This is a genomic window from Pseudomonas sp. NyZ480, assembly GCF_029537255.1.
GTDB lineage: Bacteria > Pseudomonadota > Gammaproteobacteria > Pseudomonadales > Pseudomonadaceae > Aquipseudomonas > Aquipseudomonas taiwanensis.
The window spans coordinates 5,270,929-5,290,011 of the sequence record NZ_CP120626.1; the positions used below are offsets into that span (position 1 = coordinate 5,270,929).

The following is a 19,083-nucleotide window of genomic DNA, read 5'->3' on the forward strand; positions in this document are numbered from 1 at the left end:
GGCGGATCAGGTCTGTACCTGGTCCTCCAGCTTCATCGCCAGCGCCAGGCTACTGCCCAATCGCACCGCTCGGTCGCGCCAGTCGAGGTAACGCGCACTGTCGCTGCGGCTGAAATGTACGGCCAGCTCCTCGGCCGCTTGCATCACCCCCGCCGCCGCCGCCAGCTCCAGCCAGTACAAGGCCGCCTTCACATCGCGCGCCACCGTCAAGCCATGCAGCAGCCGGTACCCCACCTCGAACCGACAGCGCGCCTCACCCTGCTCGGCCCCCCGAAGAAACCACTGGTAGGCCTGGGGAAAGTCGACCTGCCAGGCCAACTGCTCATCGCAGACCTCTTCCTCGTACAGATCGGCCAGCGCAGCGGCAGCCTGCAAAACGCCGCGCTCGAACGCCTGTCGATAGCACTCGGCTGCTTGCACGTAGGAGGTCGCGACGCCCTTGCCGAAATAATGCTGCTGCCCGAGGTTGAACCAGGCCACCGGATGACCCTGCAATGCCGCCATGCGCAGCAGGTGTCCGGCCAGATCGGTATCGGCGTGCCAGTACTTGCCGTTGAGCCAGATCCAGCCCAGGTCATTGAGTGCGGCAACATTCCCTTGCAATGCCTGACGCCGGAGATCGTCGTACACCACTTGCACGTCGACCGCTTCGTCCAGACGGCGGACCAGTAACGCCCGTTGGCTGGGCATCCCAACGCCTGCGAACTGACGGAGCCGCCTCTGGGCGGGGATTGGAGACGAGAAGACCCGCTCAGGCAGAAGACGGGCGAGCAGCGAATGGATATTGCTGGCAGCAGACATGTTCATCCTCATTGAACGACCCACAGTCCCGACCTCGGCTGTGATGAGGCGTGATTCTGCGCGACACCACGACAGAACCTGTCGCGAACGATTCAAGCACAGGCAACCAAATGCACGATCGTTGATCTGATCAATCAATGGCCAATTGCCATGCCGCGCCCGTGCCGCCATCCTAGTGCGGCAAGCCTAGACAAGGACGTTATCTTTTGCCGTTCGCCACCACCCGCGCCACCCTTAGCCGTCAGTGGGCGCTGCTGCGCCAGCTACCCAGCCGCTCCCCCGGAACCACCAGCGCCGAACTGGTCTGGCGCCTGCGTGATGTAGGCTTCAATGTCAGCAAGCGCACGGTCGAGCGCGACCTTAACGAGCTGTCGCTGATCTTCCCGCTTGAGCGCAATGACAAGAGCATTCCGTTCGGTTGGCATTGGTCGGCCAATCCCGTGGGCGACCTGCGCGGCAACTTCGATCTGCAAGGGTACCTGCGTGGCGATGCCTTGCAGCCGCCACAGGGCGATGGCCTGGAAGTGCAACTATGGATCAGCGACACGCTGGCACGCCAACTGCGTGAGTCCCCGCTGTGTGCCGACATGCGACTGACAGCCCTCGACCAGGGGCACCGGCTGCAGGCCACCTTAAGTGATGGCTGGCCGCTGCGATGGTGGCTGTTGAGCCAGGGCGACCAGATCGAAGTGGAGCTGCCGATCGAATTGCGGCAGGAAGTTGCCAACACCTTGAACAAGGCAGCAGCGCGCTACCAGGGCTGAACGAAAAAGCCGGCCCCTGCGACAGGGGCCGGCCTCATCCTTCAAGCGCTTTGGCGTTATTTGCCGGCGGTGAGGGCGTTGTAGGTGGTGATCAGGTTGCGGTAGTCCGGGATGTGGTTCGAGCACAGTGCCGCCAAGCCTTCGATATCGTTGCGCCAGTCGCGGTGCAGCTCACAGGCCACGCCGAACCAGGTCATCATTTGCGCACCCGCCTGGCTCATGCGGTTGTGGGCAGCATCGCGGGTCATCTCGTTGAAGGTGCCCGAAGCGTCGGTCACCACGAACACATCGAATTCTTCCTCCAGGGCCGACAGCGCCGGGAACGCCACGCACACTTCGGTCACCACGCCAGCGATGATCAGCTGCTTCTTGCCGGTGGCCTTCACCGCCTTGACGAAGTCTTCGTTGTCCCAGGCGTTGATCTGACCAGGGCGGGCAATGTACGGGGCATCCGGGAACAGCGCCTTGAGTTCCGGTACCAGTGGGCCGTTGGGGCCTTGCTCGAAGCTGGTGGTGAGAATGGTCGGCAGGTTGAAGAACTTGGCCAGGTCCGCCAGGGCCAGCACGTTGTTCTTGAACGTGTCCGGCTCGATGTCGCGCACCAGGGACAGCAGGCCAGCCTGGTGGTCGACCAGCAGCACGGCAGCGTCGTCTTTGTTCAGGCGGTTGTATTTGAACTGGGTCATGGTCGTCGCTCCTAAGGGGTTCTGATCTTCAGTAAGTGGGGTGTTTCGCGTTGATGGGAGAAGATTAGATTCATCACCTTTGGCGCGGTAGACTGCGAAAATTGCCCTTAGCGTTCCATTTGGAGAACGATCATTGGAAGACCTCAACTCCCTCTACTACTTCACCCAAGTGGTCGAGCACGGTGGATTCGCTCCCGCAGGGCGAGCGCTGGACATGCCCAAATCCAAGCTCAGCCGGCGCATCGCCGACCTTGAGGACCGCCTGGGTGTGCGCTTGTTGCACCGCACCAGCCGGCACTGTTCGCTGACCGAGATCGGCCAGGCCTACTACAACCGATGCCTGGCCATGCGGGTCGAGGCCGAAGGCGCAGCGGAGATCATCGAACGCAACCGCAGCGAACCACGCGGTCTGGTGCGCATCAGCTGCCCGACCACGCTGCTCAACTCCTGGGTCGGCCCCATGCTGACCCGCTACATGCTCAAGTACCCGCAAGTGGAGCTGTTCATCGAGAGCACCAACCGCCGCGTCGACCTGCTTCATGAAGGTTTCGACGTCGCCCTGCGCGTGCGTTTTCCACCGCTGGAGAACACCGACATGGTGATGAAGGTGCTGAGCAACAGCACCCAGTGCCTGGTCGGGCACCCAGCCTTTCTGGAACAACTGCCAGAGGGCTTCGACCCGCGAAAACTCGGCGAACTTCCCAGCCTGCATTGGGGCAGCGCCCAGCGCGAGTATCAGTGGGAACTGTTCCAGGGCGAGGACATGACGCACAGCCTGGTGATCCCGCATACACCGCGCATGGTCACTGACGACTTGTTCGCGCTACGCCACTTCGTCGTGGCTGGCGTGGGTATCGCCCACTTGCCACGGGTAGCGGTGCGCGAGGACCTGGCCGAGGGGCGGCTGGTGGAGTTGCTGCCGCAGTGGCACCCGCGCTGCGGTATCGTGCACGCGATCTTCCCGTCGCGGCGGGGCTTGCTGCCTTCGGTGCGGTCGTTGATCGATCATCTGGCGGAAGAGTTCGCGGCCAGCGACATGGCTTGATTCGGGTCCCCTGGCCTTATCGCCGGCAAGCAGGCTCCCACGGGAGCGGCCCAATGCCTCTTGCCCGTGATGAGGCCAGCACACCCATACAAGAACCTCACACGTCGCTGGTGCACAGTCCCGGCTCATGCATAACGGAACCTTACCCCCTCGCGCCCTGCTGATCGCCTTCGCCGCCCTCGGCCCTGCTTTTGCACTGGCCGACGAGCCAGGCTGGTCACTGCTCAGCCGCAACTATTTCTTGCACAGTGACTTCCGCTCGCCGTCACCCAGCGGCCAAAGCTATCGCCAGGAATGGGCCCAGGGTTTCATCGGTGAAATTCGCTCGGGCTTCACCGAGGGCACGGTCGGCCTCGGTGTGGATGCCCACGGTTTCCTGGGGCTCAAGCTCGACGGTGGACGCGGTCACGCCGGCACGGGTCTGTTGCCCCGAGACAGCGACGGGCGCGCTGAGTCTGACTACTCCAGCGCAGGCGCTGCGCTGAAAATGCGCCTGGGCAACACCGTGCTGCGCTATGGCGAAATGACAGTGGAAACGCCAGTGTTCGATACCGGCGATAAGCGCCTGCACCCGGAGTACGCCACAGGCTGGCTACTGGAAAACACCGACTTAACCGACTGGCGCGTGCAAGCCGGGCGATTCACCGCGTTCAATAATCAAGACAACAGTTCGACGCACGACGACTTCGCCGGCTACGGCGCCAGCACCCATGGGCGCGCGATCAGCCTGGCGGGTGTCACTTTCGCCCCCAACGGTCCGTTTGGCGGAGCACTGTTCGCCTCGCAGCTGCAGGACACCTGGAACCAGGCCTACCTCAACCTGAACCTGGCGGAAGGCCGCTGGCGGCTGGACGGCAACCTCTATCACACCCGCGATACCGGTGCAGCCAGTGCAGGCAACATCGACACCCTGGCTTACAGTCTGGCGGCCAAGTACAGAGCCGGCGCCCAGGCCGTGACCCTTGCCTATCAGAAGGTCGAGGGCGACACCCCGTTCGACTTCGTCGGCGGCGACTCCATCTACCTCGCCAACTCGATCAAGTATGCAGACTTCAACGGACCCGGCGAACGCTCGTGGCAACTGCGCTACGACCTGGATTTCGCCACCCTCGGTGTGCCCGGCCTGAGCGTGATGGGGCGCTACGTCAGCGGGCGCGGCATCGATGGCAGCCATGCTCCGGCGGCGGGTGCCTATGTGTCGCAACAGGGCAAAGGAGGGCGCCACTGGGAGCGTGACCTGGACCTCAAGTACGTGGTGCAGTCCGGCGCTGCCAAGGACCTCGGCGTGTCGCTGTCCCACGTCAGCCATCGCGCCAACGAGGCCCAGGCGGGCGACGATATCGACCGCCTGTACCTCATCATCGAATACCCGCTCAAAGGGGTTTTCTGAACTGAATCGCTGGCAAGCCGGCACCTACAAGATCGTATAGGCGCCAGGTTGCCAACGGTGGGGGCCCTGATGGCCCCCGCTTACCTCAGAACGCGAAGCACGAACAACCCAACGCTCCCCAGAAGCCCTGGAAGTCACTGACCGGCACACTGGAATGGCGAGCCTTCTCATGACTGTGGGCATGCACCCCACATGGGCCAACGCACTGGTGCAAGGCCGCCGCCATTGGCGCGCCCGCACGCCAGTGCCCTGGCACCTTGGCCACTGGCGACCACTCTGGCAGCACGGGCACCTGCGCCGGGCCGAGCTTGTCGAACTCTGCCGCGCCGTACACCACCTTGCCATCGACGATGGTCAGCACCGACTCGATCCCTTTGATGGCTTCTTCCTCGACGCTGAAGAAGTCCAGCGACAGTGCGGCCAGGTCTGCCAGCTGGCCGACCTTGATCTGACCTTTCTTGCCCTGCTCGCTGGAGAACCAGGCGCTGCCATGGGTGAACAACTGCAGTGCGGTCTCGCGGCTCAGGCCTTCGGGGTACAACTCCAGGCCTCCAACGGTCTTGCCGCTGACCAGCCAGTACAGTGAGGTCCATGGGTTGTAACTGGACACGCGGGTCGCATCGGTACCGGCCCCGACGGGGATACCTTCGGCCAGCATGCGCTGGATCGGCGGGGTCTTCTCGGCGGCCTTGGCGCCATAGCGGTCGACGAAATACTCGCCCTGGAAGGCCATGCGGTCTTGAATCGCGATGCCACCGCCCAGGGCGCGCACGCGCTCGATGTTCTTCGGCGAGATGGTTTCGGCATGGTCGAAGAACCACGGCAGGCCGTTGAACGGGATGTCGCGGTTGACCTTCTCGAACACATCGAGCATGCGCGAGATCGACTCATCATAGGTGGCGTGCAGGCGGAACGGCCAACGCTGCTCAACCAGGTGACGCACCACCGGTTCGAGCTCTTGCTCCATGGTCTGCGGCAGGTCAGGGCGCGGTTCGAGGAAGTCTTCGAAGTCGGCGGCGGAGAACACCAGCATTTCGCCGGCACCGTTGTGGCGGAAGAAGTCCGTGCCGTCGCCCGGCTTGACCTTGGTGGTCCAGTTCTTGAAGTCCGCCAGCTCTTCCTTGGGCTTTTGGGTGAACAGGTTGTAGGCAATCCGCACGGTCAACTGGTCATTGTCGGCCAGCTCTTGGATGACCTGGTAGTCGTCCGGGTAGTTCTGGTAACCACCGCCGGCATCGATGGCGCTGGTCAAGCCCAGGCGGTTGAGCTCACGCATGAACTGACGGGTCGAGTTGACCTGGTATTCCAGCGGCAGCTTCGGCCCCTTGGCCAGGGTGGCATACAGGATAGTGGCGTTGGGACGAGCGATCAGCATGCCGGTCGGGTTGCCGAACTTGTCGCGCTGGATCTCGCCACCTGGCGGGTTCGGCGTATCCTTGGTGTAGCCCACGGCCCTGAGCGCTGCGCGATTGAGCAGCGCACGGTCGTAGAGGTGCAACAGGAACACCGGGGTGTCGGGTGCGGCCTGGTTGATTTCCTCCAGGGTCGGCATGCGTTTTTCAGCGAACTGGAATTCGTTCCAGCCGCCCACCACCCTCACCCACTGCGGGCTTGGCGTACGCTCGGCCTGATCCTTGAGCATGCGCAGGGCATCGGCCAGCGATGGCACGCCTTCCCAACGCAGTTCGAGGTTGTAGTTCAGGCCACCACGGATCAGGTGCAGGTGCGAGTCATTGAGGCCGGGGATCACGGTGCGTTGCTTGAGGTCGATGATCTGCGTGGCGGAGCCCTTGTGGGCCATGGCCTCGGCGTCGTTGCCCACGGCGATGAAGCGGCCATCCTTGATGGCGACGGCAGTCGCGGTGGGCTTTTCGCGGTCAACGGTGTGCAGTTTGCCGTTGAACAGAATCAGGTCGGCGATCATGGAACCTCCTTGGGTCGATGCGTGAGCGGAACCGGCTTGGCCGGTAAAGGGCAATGCGGACCAGAGCGCGCCAGCGGCACCGAGCAGGGTGCTGGTGGCGATGAACTGGCGACGGGTCTTGTCGTTGGGGTCCTGGGACATGGTCTTCTCCGTCTGGCTGGGGCGGCAGGCGACTGCCGAGCATGCCGGTTCGCGCCGGGCTAAGGATTGGATGGATGTGCGGTGAAGTGGTTGAAGACTAGCAACCACTCGGATTCGTGCCGCCTGCCCCAGCCCTTTGGCCGGCAAGCCGACTCCCGCGGATCCCAGTGACGACACGATCGATGCGGGAGCCGACTCGCTGGCGATGGGCCGCACAGCGGCCCCGCCTTCAGCGCTGCAGGAACGCCAGCAGGTCTTCGTTCAGCTGTTGGGCATGGGTCACCGCAAAGCCGTGCGGTGCACCGCTGTACACCTTCAACTCGGCCCCACGGATCAGTTCCGCGGCACGCTTGCCGGTGGTCTCGAACGGCACGATCTGGTCGTCATCCCCGTGGATTACCAGGGTTGGCACATCGATCTTGGCCATATCCGGACGGAAGTCGGTCTCGGAGAATGCCGTCACGCAATCGAGGGTGCCCTTGATCGACGCCATCAGGGCGATATTCAGGGTCTGGGTCTGCACGCCCTGAGATACCTGCTGCCCATGGTTCAGGCCATAGAATGGCGTGGCGAAGTCGGCGATGAACTGTGCGCGATCGGCGCGCAGGCCAGCCTTGATGCCTTCGAACACCGAAAGGTCGACACCCTCCTGGTTGCTTTCGATCTTGCCAAACACTGGCGTCACCGCCCCCAGCAGCACCAGGCCGGCAACGCGCGCGCTTCCGTGACGGGCGATGTAGCGGCTGACATCGCCACCGCCCATCGAGAAGCCCACCAGGGTTACCTCGCGCAGGTCGAGGTGTTCGATCAGTTGTGCGATGTCATCGGCGAAGGTGTCGTAGTCATAACCGGTCCACGGCTGATCGGAGCGGCCAAACCCTCGACGGTCGAAGGCGATGGCACGGTAGCCACGGCTGGCCAGGTACTCCATCTGCGAATCCCACATGTCGGCGTCCAGCGGCCAACCGTGGCTGAACAGTACAGGCTTGCCGCTGCCCCAGTCCTTGTAATAGATCGAAGTGCCATCGCGGGTGACGAGTGTGCTCATGTCGGTATCTCCTTGAAAGTCTGCAGGTGAGGTGTGAATCAGCCGCGCAGCCACTTGGCGCAGCGGCGGGTTACCCAAGGCATGATGTAGAACACCACGGGCAGGATGACGAACAGGTTGACGATCAGGTTGCTGGTAACCCGGCCGCCCAACAGCGGGAAGTGCGCGAACAAGGGTGCCAGCAGTTGAGGAATGACCAGAGTCATCGGACAGATCACCAGGTAGGTCAGCAGCGCCTGCTTCCAACGCGGCGGCGGTGCAACGCTGGTGCTGGGCGGGGTGAACCAGAACTCGGGATCTTCGTGGACCTGGGTGTGGTCACCGTCTTCGAGCAGCGGCAGCACCTCTTCGACCAGCGCCTGGCGTTCGGCCGAGTTGACCCAGGCCTGCAACAGACTGGCATCGGCAAAGCGAACCACGGTGGTGAAGTGGCGCCCACCGTCGTCGGGGCGAATGACATTGACATCCAGGTGCCCCGGCTGACGGCGCGCGGTGCTGACCGTGCGCTTTAGCCACGCCTCGTAGCCCGCCAGCGACTCGGCGCGGACCTTGTGTTGGATGACCAGGGTCACCACGTTGCGGTTGTCTTGGAATGCGGTGTTCATCGGCGTTCCTTGGGATGAGCTTGCCCGCATCCACTGTGCAACGGCGGACGGGCTGAGGATTGGATGGGTGTGCTGCCTTGCCCGGGCACCGATGCTTGGTGCCCGGGCGGCGGGGCTTACTTGCCGGCGGTGAGGGCGTTGTAGGTGGTAATCAGGTTGCGGTAGTCCGGGATGTGGTTCGAGCACAGTGCCGCCAAGCCTTCGATATCGTTGCGCCAGTCGCGGTGCAGCTCACAGGCCACGCCGAACCAGGTCATCATTTGCGCACCCGCCTGGCTCATGCGGTTGTGGGCAGCATCGCGGGTCATCTCGTTGAAGGTGCCCGAAGCGTCGGTCACCACGAACACATCGAATTCTTCCTCCAGGGCCGACAGCGCCGGGAACGCCACGCACACTTCGGTCACCACGCCAGCGATGATCAGCTGCTTCTTGCCGGTGGCCTTCACCGCCTTGACGAAGTCTTCGTTGTCCCAGGCGTTGATCTGACCAGGGCGGGCAATGTACGGGGCATCCGGGAACAGCGCCTTGAGTTCCGGTACCAGTGGGCCATTGGGGCCTTGCTCGAAGCTGGTGGTGAGAATGGTCGGCAGGTTGAAGAACTTGGCCAGGTCCGCCAGGGCCAGCACGTTGTTCTTGAACGTGTCCGGCTCGATGTCGCGCACCAGGGACAGCAGGCCAGCCTGGTGGTCGACCAGCAGCACGGCAGCGTCGTCTTTGTTCAGGCGGTTGTATTTGAACTGGGTCATGGTCGTCGCTCCTAAGGGGTTCTGATCTTCAGTAAGTGGGGTGTTTCGCGTTGATGGGAGAAGATTAAAACCAGACCCTTTGGCGCGGAAGATAGTGAATTTTGGCTTTAGCGTTCCATTATGTGAACGATCTGAGCACACCGTTACAAGCGTTGCCTACCCGCTCGGCTCCACGCACACGACATACTTTTGGATACCTTCACCCTAAAAGCAGGACCTTTCCTACAGGTCAATCTGCATCTTGCGTAAGGCATGTCTTAAGCGCTGCCCCTCCCGAAAATAGGGGCCTTCAGAGTGATAGCTTGCCGGATTCACATCTCAGGGAATCGAGACATGAATCAGCGCACCAACATTTTCGGTAACGGCCAAGGCCTCGACGGCGACGTCACCACCACAGGTGCCACGTGCATCGCCAGCCATTCCCGGGGCACGTTCAATGGCCGCCGGTGGTTGATCGAAGGCGACCGAACTACCGCCTGCCCACGCTGCGGTGAGGAAGGCGTCATCATCGAAGGCGAGCAACGTTGGATGCAGGACGGTCGGCCCACCGCCGTGGACGGCTCGCTGGTCAAGTGCGGCTGCCCGTTGGGCAGCAACCGCGTGTTGGCGCCGTTGAATCAGGGCCCTGCACCGCGTCGCATGACGGCGGCTGGAACCGTTGTCGAGGCACAAGTCCCAGCCCAGGCAACCCCGCACGTGAACAGGTACCGGCCTTCGGCATTTCAATCATCGACCGCGCCTCAAGGCATGGAGCCTGGCTTCTATATCGTGCCGCGGTGCATGACCTACCAGGAGGTTCTGATTGAGCTCGGCGCGCCGCAGGCGAACCTGCCGAGCTCGATTCTGCAGCGCCTGAACCCGACTTATCAGCAAGGGTTCAAGGCAGGAGAGATCTTCGTCATCGGCGACGGCCTGAGCCGACCGGTTTGCACCCGTGAAGAGCTGTATTCGATGAGCGCGGCAAAACAGGCGCGGGAGGCATTGGCAAGCCTGACGCCGGAAGAGGCCGAGTTCATGATGCAACATCAGGCCGACATTGCCGGATTGCTTGGTGAGGTGAGCCTGGCGATGGGGGTGAGCGAGGCGATGCTGGCAAAAGCCCTCGACGAATTGACTGCCACGCTGAAAAATATTGAAAGCCTTCATCAGCAGCAATTTGCCAAGTATGGGCATTTGCGCAGCTCGGAGTTTTTCGCCGAACGCAAAAAGCTGCTCAAGCAGTTGGATGCAAATCTGAAAGCCACCTTCCTTAATAAGCACCTGAACCTTGGCAATTATGAAAGGCTGCGCCGCGACCTGGGCATTTCATCAAGAAATTTAGTTCATCACTGGCGCAGTGCTGGTGCACCAGGACAAATACCCGGTTATTCTACGCACCTGGACAAACTGGCGAGAATGTCCACCTACCTGAAAGCGGGCGGCTACATAGGGATTGCCGTCGGCGGTCTTGGCTCCGCAACAAAAGTTTCTGCAGTGTGCCGCGAGGGGAATACCAAGTCTTGCAAAAAAGTAAAAGTTGCAGAGGCAGGCAGCTTCTCTGTCGGTCTGGCGGGGGGCTGGGCGGGAGCGAAAATTGGAGGTTTAGTGGCGACACAAGTCTGCGGGGCAACCGGACCGGGCGCCCTGATATGTGGAGTCGCGCTCACCGGCGTTGGTGCCTTGGCAGGAAGTGTTGTAGGAATGGAGGCGGGCGAAACATTTGGTGAGATCATATTCGAGGCCATTCAGGATGATTAATCAACTCGAGTTGAAGACCCAACTAATTTTGGTGGGCTCGCCTATCTGCCTTTGCCTTAGCGGACTTGCATCTGATCTTCATATTGCCTGCTCTCGTCACTATCACGTGATGACTTCGTCACTCCAACGGAGCTCGTGTCTTTCATTCGCCGTGAGCATGTGGGGAGAGCGTAGCATAAGCTCAAGAATGCTAGTTATATTCATCGTGGCCGGCGCCATCACATTTCCGAACTTTAACATGCGCAACGGAAACCTGGATGTTCAGGATTACAAAGGCATTCCTCTTTACCTGAGGAGAAAGATTCGCCTTGCATCTTGGCTGAACACAATTGGATTCACTTGGTTAACCATAAACTACTTAATCACATAAATAACCACAGAGAAAACACAATGGAAACAGCCATAACACACAAGCTCGAGTCACGCACACACCTGCCAGTCGAGCACAGCCGACTTCATGTAATCTCACTTTCAAAGTTAGCTATTATGGGGATCTTTTCCATCGGTCTTTATATAGCATACTGGAATTATCGCCATTGGCTGCTCATTCGGGGCGAGCGAGGATTCAAGGTCATTCCGCTGCTATGCACAATTTTCGGCGCCATTACGATGTACTTCTTGATGAAAAAGATCGTCATGCGCAGCCGCGAAGCCAACCAACCTGTCGAAGGTAGTGCACTTGGCGTCACCTTGATGTATTGGATTCCCTGCTTGATGGTGTTTACATGGGACATCGCACTCGCCGAGCATGCTCTGGAGTCCCTGCCTCTCTTGATCGTGATCTTGGCATCGCTGATCCTACCGATCATACGGACAACCTTTCTCGCGCTGTCAATATTACAAATCCAGCAGACCGCCAATGTTTGCGAGGGCGATCCATTGGGGCTGCAAAACTCGCAGATCACATGGGCAAACGTTCTGTGGATAGTGATCGTCTGGATATCCGCCGGTGCCATATTAAGCTACCTGCTAATCCACGGTTCACTTATGTGAGCACCACATCTGGCTGACCTGGAATCCAATGTGGCCGTTTCAGTGGCAGGGCAACGGCCCCCGCCACTGGAGAAACCTCACCCCTCCCCCATTGCCTGCCACCTCAACCTACTCTATTACTACCCGCAGCCCTCCCTCATCCCGAGACCACCATGCTGGCGTTCATCCAGTCGTCCCCGTTGTTGCTCGGCACCGCCTTGATCCTGCTTGACCTCGTGCTCTGGCAACTGATCCCCCTCCAGCGCCACGCCTGGCGCATCGGCACGCGGTTGGTGATCTTCCTGCTGTTCAGTTCGGTGCTGGTGGCCGCTGGCATGAGCCCGCTGCAACCGCCACCCTGGCCAGACGATGTTTCGCGTAACCTGTTGGCCACGGTGCTGGCGATTGGCTGGTGGCTGTTCGGCGCACGAACGGTGACCGTAGTGTTCGGGCTGCTATTGGTGGCACGGGGCAGCCACGGCGGTCGGCTGTTGCAGGATGTGCTAGGGGCGTTGATCTTCCTGGCGGCGGTGGTAGCTGCCGCGGCTTACGTAATGCAACTGCCCGTGAAGGGCCTGCTGGCCACCTCTGGTGTCATGGCCATCGTCATTGGTCTTGCGCTGCAAAGCACTCTGGCCGACGTGTTTTCCGGCATCGTGCTGAATACCACCCGGCCTTACCAGATCGGCGATGCGATCTCCATCGACGGCACCGAGGGTAAGGTGGTGGATATCGACTGGCGCGCCACGCGCATGATCACCGGCAGCGGTAGTCTGGCGGTCATCCCCAACTCCGTGGCGGCCAAGGCCAAACTGCTCAACCACAGCCGTCCCATCGACCGCCATGGGGTGTCAATCAGCGTGGTGGTGCCTGCCAAGGTGCGGCCGAGGCGGGTTTTCGATGCCCTGGAGAAGGCACTGCAAGGCACCAGCGCCCTGCTCGCGAACCCCGCGCCAAAGGTTACTGTCAAGGCCTCGACACTGGAGTCGGTCGAGTACGAGGCCAGTGGTTTCATCGCCGACATGGCGCGCAAGACCGAAGTGCGCAACCAGCTGTTCGATCTGGCACATCGGCATCTGGAAGCCAGCGGTGTGATGTGGAACGTCGACTTGGCCATGCCTGCGCGCAGTCGCCAGCGTGAAGTGCTGGACGAGGTGCGCGTGTTCCGCTCGCTCACCGACGAAGAGCGCGACACCCTGAGCCAGCGCATGACCGCTGTGGAGTACCTGGCCGATCAGGTGATCCTGGGGGTGGGCGAGCAGTCCGATCACCTGCTGGTAATTGGCAGCGGCGTGGTCTCGGCGTCGGTACGCGACGGTGACAGGCTGCTGGAGGCTGGGCGTATGGGACCGGGAGAAGTGCTGGGGATCGAGGGTCTGATCGACGAGGACGATTCGTTCGCCGAATTCCGCACGCTGACCAGCTGTGTGCTGTTCCGCATCGACAAGGAGCAGGTGCGCAGCTGCCTGGCCCAGCGGGGCGAGGTGCAGACCGCGCTGACCAAACTACAGCGCTTCCGGCGCCAGAGCCGGGAGTCGCTTTTGCTGCAAAAGCCGGCCTTGATCAAGAAGGGCGGTTTCCTAAGCTGGCTGCACAAGTAGGCCGTTGTTGGAACGGGCCCCATCGCCGGCTTGCCGCCGATGAGGCCATCAGCTAGAGCACGACTCTCAAGCACTGCCCGGCATGGTACAGCGAGAACCCAGACTCGTAGAACGCGGTGCGCAGCGACGGCGCACTGACCCCCGTCATCGGCGAGAAGGGAATCGGCAGGCTGTCCGGATCATCTTTGAGCAGGAACTCAGCGAACGCCCGGCCAATCACCGTTCCGGTGGTATTGCCACGCCCGTTGTAACCCGTCACCGCCACCAATCCGGGCGCAGGCTCGAACAGGCGCATCAGGTGATCTGGAGTGAAGTCGATGCAACCGGTCCAGTGCATCTCCCACTCGACCTTGCCCAGTTCGGGGTAGTAGTGGCTCTGGATGCGGTCGGCCCAGCTGCGCACGAACCAGGTTGGCTTGTTGTCGACCCGGCCCAGGCTGCCAAGCAACAAGCGGCCCTGATCGTCACGGCGAATACTGCTGAGCACGGTGCGGGTATCCCACGAACCCTGGCCATAGGGCAGCACCTTGTCGGCGGCAGCACCCTGCAGCGGCTTGGAGGCCACCTGGTAGTAGTAGCCGCGGAAGAACTGCTTCTGCAGGTTGCTCCAATCGCCTTCGGTGTACGCGCCAGTGGATATCACCACCTTGTCGGCGCATACCGAACCGCGCGCGGTTCTTACCTGCCAGCCATCGCCGTCACGCGCCAGGCCTTCGACCGATGATTGCTGGAACACCTTGCCACCCAGGCGGGTGACAGCGGCGGCCAGGCCCTGGGTGTAACCCATGGGGTTGATGGTACCGGCGCGGCGGTCTAGCAGCGCGGCGGAGATCTTGTCGGTGCCGCAGTATTCCTGGCATTGCACGCCAGTGAGCAACTCCACATCGGCACCACGACGGCGCCATTGCTCGTGACGCGCTTGCAGGTCGGCAATACCGGTGGCGTTGTGCGCCATGTGTAGGGTGCCTTTGTGCTGCGCCTGGCAGTCGATGCCGAGGCGCTCGATCATGGCGAACACTTCGGCTGGGGCTTCACCCAGTACCTTGTTCAGGCGGCTGCCTTGCTTCTGGCCAAGCGTTGCCTCGACATCGTCGGGACGAATCCAGGTGCCAGCGTTCACCAGGCCTACGTTGCGCCCTGAGCCACCGTGGCCGATCTTCCAGGCCTCCAGCAGAATCACCGACTTGCCCTGTTCCAGCAGGTGGATGGCCGCAGACAGGCCAGTGATACCGCCACCGATCACGCAGACGTCAGCCCTGTGCTCACCGGCCAGGGCCTGGGCGGCGACGGTCGGTTTGGTGACGTGTTCCCACAGACATTCTTGACGCAGTTCGGACATGGCCCGGCTCCAGCGATTTGTTCTTGTTGGGGCCGCCAAGCGGCCCATTCGCGGCGGTACGACGAACCGATAAACCCGCTCCCACAGGGGCCACACAGGCCTCGAGGGCAGTGGAGAACCTGTGGGAACGGGTATATTGGGTCGCCGCACCACTGCGAACCGGGGGCAACGCCCCCGGCCATGCAGCATCAATCCATCAGTCGAACACGATACCCTGCGCCAACGGCAGCTCACGGGAGTAGTTCACGGTGTTGGTCTGGCGCCGCATGTAGCCCTTCCAGGCATCCGAACCCGACTCACGACCACCGCCAGTCTCCTTCTCGCCACCGAATGCACCGCCGATTTCCGCGCCGCTGGTACCGATGTTGACGTTGGCGATACCGCAGTCGCTACCCGAAGCACTCTGGAAGCGCTCGGCTTCACGAATGTCGGTGGTGAAGATGCACGAGGACAGACCTTGTGGCACTTCGTTGTTCAGGCGCAAGGCCTCTTCGAAGTCGTCATAGGCCAGCACGTACAGGATCGGCGCGAAGGTCTCGTGGCGCACTACATCGCTCTGCGCCGGCATCTCGGCGATGGCGGGCGACACGTAGTAGGCGTTGGGGTACTGATCGGCCAGCTGACGCTCGCCACCGAATACCTGGCCACCCTCATCACGGGCCTTGGCCAAGGCACCCTGCATCGCATCGAACGACTGCTTGTCGATCAGCGGGCCAACCAGGTTGTCTTTGCGCGGGTCGCCGATGCGCACCTTGCCGTATGCCGCTTTGACGCGAGCAACCACTTCGTCCTTGATGGAGCGGTGCACGATCAGGCGACGCAGGGTGGTGCAGCGCTGGCCCGCGGTGCCGACTGCGGAGAACAGAATGCCGCGCACGGCCAGGTCCAGGTCGGCGCTCGGGGCCAGGATCATGGCGTTGTTGCCACCCAGCTCCAGGATGCTGCGGCCGAAGCGTGCGGCCACACGCGGGCCGACTTCGCGCCCCATACGGGTGCTGCCGGTGGCGCTGACCAGCGGAACGCGTGGGTCGTCGACCAGGGCTTCACCCGCTTCGCGGCCGCCGATCACCAGTTGCGACAGACCAGCCGGAGCATCGCCGAAGGCTTTCAGGGCTTTCTCGAACAGCGCCTGGCAAGCCAGGGCGGTCAGCGGGGTCTTCTCGGACGGTTTCCATACCACCGAGTTACCGGCCACCAGGGCCAGGGCGGTATTCCAGGCCCAGACGGCGACTGGGAAGTTGAAAGCGCTGATGACGCCGACCACGCCCAGCGGATGCCAGGTTTCACGCATGTGGTGGCCAGGACGTTCGGACGCGATGGTCAGGCCGTACAGCTGACGCGACAGGCCAACGGCGAAGTCGCAAATGTCGATCATTTCCTGTACTTCGCCCAGGCCTTCCTGGGTGATCTTGCCCGCTTCGATGGATACCAGCTCGCCGAGGTCGGCCTTGTGCTCGCGCAGCACTTCGCCGAACAGGCGCACCAGCTCGCCACGGCGTGGGGCCGGGACGCTGCGCCAGGCTTCGAAGGCGTTCTGCGCCCTGTCGATGCAGGCGATGGTCTCGGCTTTGCCGAGCAGTTTCACCGAGGCGATCTGGCTGCCGTCGATCGGCGTGTGAACAGGGTAGTCGCCCTGGGTGTGAGCCTCGGCGGCAACGCCAAGGCGCTCGAGCAATCCAGCAACCATTTGTGCTTCTCCTACATCGGGTGAAGGGATGGAAAAATGATGTGGATCAGTATTAATCCGATCACACCAGTGCAACAAACGACCTTTATTCCGCATATCATTCCGTCAGGTAATGATTTCTGCCGCAGAGACCGCTATGTCAAAACGCCTGGTTCCCTCCATGACCGCCCTGCAGTGCTTCGAAGCCGCAGCCCGTCACTTGAGTTTTACCCGTGCCGCCGAAGAGCTGCACCTGACCCAGAGCGCGGTCAGTAAACAGGTGGCACAGCTTGAGGACATGCTGCGTCACCACCTGTTCCTGCGTATTCGCCGGCGTCTGCAACTCACGCCTGCCGGCAGCCTGTACCTGGCCGAGGTGAACAAGATCCTGACCCAGGTCGACATGTCCAGCCGCTATGTCCTGACCTATGGCGAGCAGACCGAGATATTGAAGGTAGCCACTCAACCGAGTTTTGGCGTGCGCTGGCTGATCCCGCACCTCAAGGGCTTCGGCAAACGCCACCCGAATATCCACTTGGATATCCGCAACGAAATGGAGCCTTTTGCCCTGCTGCAAGGCTCGGCCGATGTGGTGTTCTTCTACGGCCAGGGCACCTGGCCGGGCGCTACCTGCCTTGAACTGTTCCGTGAGGACGTGGTGCCGGTATGCGCGCCGGAACTGCTGGCCGGCCGAACCCTGGCCGATGCCGCTGAACTGGCGGAACTGGTGCTGTTGCAAAGCACATCTCGCCCAGAGGCCTGGCATGAATGGTTCCTGGAGCTTGGACTGCACAGTGTCAGCGCCTACCACGGACCACGCTTCGATACATTCTACATGGCATTAAGCGCGGCGCAGGCGGGGTGTGGAGTGGCGCTGGTGCCCAAATACCTGGCTGCCAAGGAGTTGGCCGAGGGAAGCCTGGTCATCCCCTGGGATCATGCGATGCGTAGCGCGGGGGCGCATTACCTGGCGTATGCCGAACATGCGGCCGAGGTGCCGAAGGTGCGAGCGCTGATGGCGTGGATCAACGAGCAGTTGTCGGTTTGACGTTGTCAGGCGCGTGGCGCGGCCTGCCACATTCTGCAGCGGCGGTCGCAACGACTCAGGGTCGATCAAAAAAGGAATGACACACTCACTTTTTTTCGCTTGTGGCCAACGTGCATTCCCAGTTTTCATGTAAGTGTCCGAACCCAACCAGGAAGCTTGCGATGCCCGCCCACGATTTCGTCAGCCCCGACAGCATCCGTGCGCAGTTCTCTGCCGCCATGTCACTCATGTACAAACAGGAAGTGCCGCTGTACGGCACGCTGCTGGAGCTGGTGAGCGAAGTCAACCAGCAGGTCATGACCCAACAGCCAGCAGTGGCCGAGGCCCTGCGCTGGACCGGCGAAATCGAGCGCCTGGACCAGGAGCGCCACGGCGCGATCCGCGTGGGCACCGCAGAGGAACTGGCGACCATCGCCAAATTGTTCGCCGTCATGGGCATGGAACCTGTCGGCTACTACGATCTCAGCTCGGCCGGTGTACCGGTCCATTCCACCGCGTTCCGCGCGGTGCACGAGCAGTCCCTGCATGTCAGCCCCTTCCGGGTATTCACCTCGCTGTTACGACTGGAGCTGATCGACAACCCGCCACTGCGTGAACTGGCCCAGACCATTCTGGCCAAGCGCAAGATCTTCACCCCACGGGTACTGGAACTGATCGCCCAAAGCGAGCGTGACGGCGGCCTGAATGCAGTCGATGCCCACACCTTCGTCCAAGAGGCGCTGCACACCTTCCGCTGGCACCAGGATGCCACGGTGACCGCCGAGCAGTATCAGCAGCTGCATGACCAGCACCGCCTGATCGCCGATGTGGTGGCCTTCAAAGGCCCACACATCAACCACCTGACGCCGCGCACGCTGGATATCGACGCGATCCAGGCCGGCATGCCTGCCAAGGGCATCCCGCCAAAAGCCGTGGTCGAAGGCCCTCCTACTCGCCGTCACCCGATCCTGTTGCGCCAGACCAGCTTCAAGGCGCTGCAAGAGACGGTCGCGTTCAGCGGTCAGCAGGGCAGCGAAGGCAGCCACACCGCGCGCTTCGGCGAAATCGAGCAACGCGGCGCGGCACTGACGCCCAAAGGCCGCCAGCTCTACGACACGCTGCTGGATGCGACCCGCGCGGCCCTGGGCGGCGCCCCGGCCGAGGCCAACGCCGAACGCTACATGGTGTTGCTCAAGGAGCAATTCGCCGCATTTCCGGATGACCTGGCCCAAATGCGCGAACAGGGTCTGGCCTACTTCCGCTACTTCCCCACCGAGAAGGGCTTGGCCGTACGGGATCAGGATGATCGCCCGACCACGCTGGAAGGGCTGATCGAAGCTGGCCATGTGCACTTCGAGGCGCTGGTGTACGAAGACTTCCTGCCGGTCAGTGCCGCGGGCATTTTCCAATCCAACCTCGGTGACGATGCCCAGGCCGAGTACGGTAGCAATGCCAACCGGGATGCTTTCGAGGCGGCACTTGGGCTGAAGGTACAGGATGAATTGACGCTGTATGCACAGAGTGAACAGCGTTCGCTGCAGGCATGTGCGCAGGCGTTGAACCTCGGCTCGATCTAAGCCTCGGTCATAAA

The 19,083-nt window shown here is 61.8% G+C and carries 16 protein-coding genes; 8 read left to right on the forward strand and 8 right to left on the reverse strand.

The genetic code is table 11. From position 1 onward, the window contains the following. Positions 1 to 6: 6 nt before the first annotated feature. Complete coding sequence (locus P3R38_RS24255) at positions 7 to 801, reverse strand: tetratricopeptide repeat protein (protein ID WP_041925567.1); 795 nt, start codon at positions 799 to 801, stop codon at positions 7 to 9. A gap of 206 nt (positions 802 to 1,007) precedes the next feature. Here P3R38_RS24255 and P3R38_RS24260 point away from each other — a divergent pair, with 206 nt between their 5' ends. Then, a complete protein-coding gene (locus P3R38_RS24260; RefSeq protein ID WP_023382992.1) occupies positions 1,008 to 1,565 on the forward strand; it encodes a WYL domain-containing protein in 558 nt (185 codons plus the stop codon). 56 nt (positions 1,566 to 1,621) lie between these two features. On the opposite strand, the gene ycaC (P3R38_RS24265) is transcribed toward P3R38_RS24260, so the two are convergent. Beyond that, on the reverse strand, positions 1,622 to 2,251 hold the full coding sequence (ycaC, locus tag P3R38_RS24265; RefSeq protein ID WP_023382993.1) for an isochorismate family cysteine hydrolase YcaC: 630 nt from the start codon (positions 2,249 to 2,251) through the stop codon (positions 1,622 to 1,624). A gap of 133 nt (positions 2,252 to 2,384) precedes the next feature. On the opposite strand from ycaC (P3R38_RS24265), the gene P3R38_RS24270 reads away from it, so the two are divergent. After that, positions 2,385 to 3,296 (forward strand): LysR substrate-binding domain-containing protein, encoded by a 912-nt coding sequence (locus P3R38_RS24270; protein WP_023382994.1) that lies wholly within the window; start codon positions 2,385 to 2,387, stop codon positions 3,294 to 3,296. A gap of 127 nt (positions 3,297 to 3,423) precedes the next feature. Next, positions 3,424 to 4,686, forward strand: coding sequence for an OprD family porin (locus P3R38_RS24275; RefSeq protein WP_027907843.1), 1,263 nt, complete (start codon positions 3,424 to 3,426; stop codon positions 4,684 to 4,686). 85 nt (positions 4,687 to 4,771) lie between these two features. Here the strand turns inward: P3R38_RS24275 and P3R38_RS24280 are convergent, their stop codons facing one another. The 4 genes from P3R38_RS24280 to ycaC (P3R38_RS24295) all read right to left on the reverse strand — a co-directional run bounded on the left by P3R38_RS24280 (position 4,772) and on the right by ycaC (P3R38_RS24295) (position 9,150). Further along, entirely contained in the window at positions 4,772 to 6,610 is a 1,839-nt protein-coding gene (locus tag P3R38_RS24280; protein WP_104882325.1) for an amidohydrolase, read from the reverse strand. 370 nt (positions 6,611 to 6,980) lie between these two features. Beyond that, positions 6,981 to 7,799 (reverse strand): alpha/beta hydrolase, encoded by an 819-nt coding sequence (locus P3R38_RS24285; protein WP_023382997.1) that lies wholly within the window; start codon positions 7,797 to 7,799, stop codon positions 6,981 to 6,983. 38 nt (positions 7,800 to 7,837) lie between these two features. Continuing rightward, positions 7,838 to 8,404: an antibiotic biosynthesis monooxygenase gene (locus tag P3R38_RS24290; RefSeq protein ID WP_023382998.1), complete on the reverse strand. Its 567-nt coding sequence runs from the start codon at positions 8,402 to 8,404 to the stop codon at positions 7,838 to 7,840. 116 nt (positions 8,405 to 8,520) lie between these two features. After that, positions 8,521 to 9,150 (reverse strand): isochorismate family cysteine hydrolase YcaC, encoded by a 630-nt coding sequence (ycaC, locus tag P3R38_RS24295; RefSeq protein WP_023382993.1) that lies wholly within the window; start codon positions 9,148 to 9,150, stop codon positions 8,521 to 8,523. Positions 9,151 to 9,483: 333 nt separating this feature from the next. Here ycaC (P3R38_RS24295) and P3R38_RS24300 point away from each other — a divergent pair, with 333 nt between their 5' ends. From P3R38_RS24300 to P3R38_RS24310, 3 genes are all read left to right on the forward strand, one after another. After that, positions 9,484 to 10,887, forward strand: coding sequence for a PAAR domain-containing protein (locus P3R38_RS24300; RefSeq protein WP_277686675.1), 1,404 nt, complete (start codon positions 9,484 to 9,486; stop codon positions 10,885 to 10,887). A 390-nt stretch (positions 10,888 to 11,277) separates the two neighbouring features. Continuing rightward, a complete protein-coding gene (locus tag P3R38_RS24305; protein ID WP_277686676.1) occupies positions 11,278 to 11,880 on the forward strand; it encodes a hypothetical protein in 603 nt (200 codons plus the stop codon). A gap of 152 nt (positions 11,881 to 12,032) precedes the next feature. Next, complete coding sequence (locus P3R38_RS24310; protein WP_277686677.1) at positions 12,033 to 13,460, forward strand: mechanosensitive ion channel family protein; 1,428 nt, start codon at positions 12,033 to 12,035, stop codon at positions 13,458 to 13,460. Positions 13,461 to 13,512: 52 nt separating this feature from the next. Here P3R38_RS24310 and P3R38_RS24315 read toward each other — a convergent pair whose 3' ends face one another. Together P3R38_RS24315 and P3R38_RS24320 are read right to left on the reverse strand one after the other, a co-directional pair. Further along, positions 13,513 to 14,799, reverse strand: coding sequence for an FAD-binding oxidoreductase (locus tag P3R38_RS24315; RefSeq protein WP_277686678.1), 1,287 nt, complete (start codon positions 14,797 to 14,799; stop codon positions 13,513 to 13,515). 196 nt (positions 14,800 to 14,995) lie between these two features. Then, the gene (locus tag P3R38_RS24320; RefSeq protein WP_023383003.1) at positions 14,996 to 16,486 is read right to left on the reverse strand and encodes an aldehyde dehydrogenase family protein; all 1,491 of its coding nucleotides are present in this window, start codon (positions 16,484 to 16,486) and stop codon (positions 14,996 to 14,998) included. Between the two features lie 136 nt (positions 16,487 to 16,622). Here P3R38_RS24320 and P3R38_RS24325 point away from each other — a divergent pair, with 136 nt between their 5' ends. Both P3R38_RS24325 and P3R38_RS24330 read left to right on the forward strand, forming a co-directional pair. Further along, positions 16,623 to 17,513, forward strand: a complete 891-nt coding sequence (locus tag P3R38_RS24325; RefSeq protein ID WP_023383004.1) for a LysR family transcriptional regulator — start codon at positions 16,623 to 16,625, stop codon at positions 17,511 to 17,513. A 161-nt stretch (positions 17,514 to 17,674) separates the two neighbouring features. Further along, on the forward strand, positions 17,675 to 19,069 hold the full coding sequence (locus P3R38_RS24330; RefSeq protein WP_202675753.1) for a VOC family protein: 1,395 nt from the start codon (positions 17,675 to 17,677) through the stop codon (positions 19,067 to 19,069). Positions 19,070 to 19,083 lie beyond the last annotated feature (14 nt).